General features: G+C 73.3%; 4 protein-coding genes and 1 pseudogene. All 5 read left to right on the plus strand.

What is annotated here, in order from left to right; genetic code table 11:
• Positions 1-666: helix-turn-helix transcriptional regulator (locus KBX53_RS29455; protein ID WP_210862894.1), on the plus strand; the 666-nt coding region annotated here is incomplete at its 5' end.
• A 46-nt stretch (positions 667-712) separates the two neighbouring features.
• Positions 713-997: a hypothetical protein gene (locus KBX53_RS29460; protein ID WP_030338145.1), complete on the plus strand. Its 285-nt coding sequence runs from the start codon at positions 713-715 to the stop codon at positions 995-997.
• Entirely contained in the window at positions 994-1,527 is a 534-nt protein-coding gene (locus KBX53_RS29465) for a hypothetical protein (RefSeq protein WP_210862896.1), read from the plus strand. Before KBX53_RS29460 ends, KBX53_RS29465 begins: the two co-directional genes overlap by 4 nt.
• Positions 1,528-1,574: 47 nt before the next feature.
• Positions 1,575-2,156, plus strand: a complete 582-nt coding sequence (locus tag KBX53_RS29470; RefSeq protein ID WP_210862898.1) for a DUF3558 family protein — start codon at positions 1,575-1,577, stop codon at positions 2,154-2,156.
• A 2-nt stretch (positions 2,157-2,158) separates the two neighbouring features.
• Positions 2,159-2,479: pseudogene (locus KBX53_RS29475) on the plus strand (hypothetical protein); the annotation flags it as partial.

Genomic DNA, 2,479 nt, shown 5'->3' on the forward strand with positions numbered 1-2,479 from the left:
GCCTACACGACCCTGGCCGCGACGATCGATGCCAGGGGTCTGGTGGAGCCCTTGGCGATGCGCTTCGAGCCGGACTGGATCGAGGCGTGCGTCGGGGCCGGCGACCTCGACCGGGCCGCCGCCGCGCTGCAACGTCTGAATGACCGGCATCGCCGCCTGCCCCGGCCCTGGACGATCCTGGGCACCGCGCGGGCCCGCGTGCTGTTGGACAGCGCCACCGGCCGGGACCCGGGGCCGGCGCTCGACGCGTTGACGGCGGCGCGGGACGCCGTACCGCCGGATGTGCTGCCGCTGGATCGCGCACGCTGCCTGTTCGTGGCGGGGATGGCGCACCGGCGTTCCCGCCGCAAGTTGCCGGCCCGGCAGGCGCTGGAGGCGGCGGTGGCGGAGTTCACCGCGATCGGCGCTGCCGCGTTCGCCGAGCGCGCCCGGGCCGAGCTGGCTCGCGTCGGCGGCCGGGCACCGACACCCCGGCATCTCACCCCCACCGAGGATCGGGTGGCGCGGCTGGCGGCGCGCGGCCGGACCAACCGGGCCATCGCCGACGAACTGTTCGTCAGCCCGAAGACCGTCGAGGCCAACCTCGCCCGGGTCTACCGCAAGCTCGGCATCTCCACCCGTGCGGAGCTGGGCGCGGCGATGACCAGGGCAGAAGCGCAAACATAGGGAAACGCCCGATTCCTCGCCGCCGGCCACGTCCTAGCGTCGGGTCATGGCCAACCACCTGTTCGTCCTGGAGCAGTACTACTGCTCCGCCGACGCGGGCGCGGTGGCACCGCTGATCGCCACGGTGGGCTGCCGGCTGGTCGCCACCATCCGGTTGCCCACCGACGATGTCGTCATCGCGCTGGTCGAAGGCCCCGACGCGGAGGCGGTGGCCGCTGCCGCCGCCGTCAGCGCGTGGCGGGTGGACCGGCTGATCCCGGCCTGGTGGATCCATCCGCCGCAGGCCAACCCCACCATTTCGGACGTTCCACGACAGGTGAAGGAAGCATGACTGTGCGCCGACTGATCGCACCCCTGTGGTGCTCGCTGCTGCTGATCCCGCTCGTCGCCTGCGGCCCCGACGACACCGGGGGCAGCGACCCCGTCGTCGGCGTCGGGGTCGACGCCGACGCGGACACCGACGCCGGCGGTGACCTGCCCGATGTGCCCCGACCCGCGTGCCCGTTCAGCGCTGCCCAGGTCTCCGACCTCGTCGGTCAGTCGATGCAGGACCAGGGCAACTGCCTGTTCGGCGACGGCAAAGGCGTCGCCTCGCTGACCATCACCACCGCATCGCCGCTCGCCGGCGAAAGCACCTACGCCTACCAGCGTGATCAGGCCACCCAGGTCTACCGGGAGGTGCGGGACGTCGACAAGGGCCGCAAGGCGTACCTGGCCGTCAAGGACATCGCGGGTGAGGCCGTCGTGGTCAGCGACAAGGGCAGCTACACCGTGATCCTGAGCAGTTTCGAGCGGCTGGGCGCCACCTCGGGCGGATACGAGTCGACGTTGCGCTCGGTGCTCGACGCCCTCCCGCTGTGAGCCCGAGGCCGGAACCGGCCGAGTCCGAGACACGGAGAGGAGCCACGATGACCCACCTCGCACCGGTGTGGCGACGCGCCGGACGAGCCGTGGCCGCGGCGGTCCTGGCGCTCGCCGGGCTCGGCGGCTGCGCCCTGTTCGGCGGCACGAGCGGCGACGGGGACGACCCCGCCGCCGGCGTCCAGCCGACAGTGGCGGCCACCTCCGACGGCGAACCGTCGGTGCCGCCGGAGCAGGTGGCCCCGGCGACCACGGCCGTCGACGCCTGCACGCTGTTGACCAGGCAGGAGGCCGAGAAGCTGGCCGGCACCCGGCTGGCGGAGCCAGCGGAGCCGCCCGCGCCGGATCGGAGCAGCTGCACCTACACCGGACCGTCGACCGGCCCGACCGCGCAGGTCGAGGTGTATGTCGGTGACGGCGCGAAGAAGTTCCTGGACATCGATCGCGAACTCGGGCACAAGCTGACCCCAATCAGTGGAGTGGGCGACGAGTCGTACGCCGAGGACGGCACGGTCTTCGTCAGCAAGGACGGGCTGTGGGCCTGCGTCCGGTTGGTTCGCACCGAGGACCCGGCCGTCTATCGCAAGGCCCTGGAATCCGCGGCCGCCACGGTCGCCGGTCGACTGTGACCGTGCGGGGCGGCGACGTGGTGCCCGCCGGGCCGGGGCGTCGTCGTCCGGTGATCGCGTTGCTCACCGCGACAGTGCTCCTGCTCACCGCCTGCGGGCGGGGTGACACCGCACCGAGGCCGCCCGAGCCGCCGACCGCCGACCCGGCGGCGGAGCAGCGGTACGGGGCCGCGCCGACGTCCGACCCCGGGGTGACCTACCAACCCGACGTGGTGTTCGTCGGTGGCGGCGGCGCGTCGGTGCGCGGGCTCTCCGCGGACGCGCTCACCTGGCGCATCGATCCCCGCGCCAGCGGCGCGAACACGCTCGCCCGGGGAAAGGTC

It is taken from the genome of Micromonospora sp. M51, assembly GCF_018070305.1.
Lineage (GTDB): Bacteria > Actinomycetota > Actinomycetes > Mycobacteriales > Micromonosporaceae > Micromonospora > Micromonospora parva.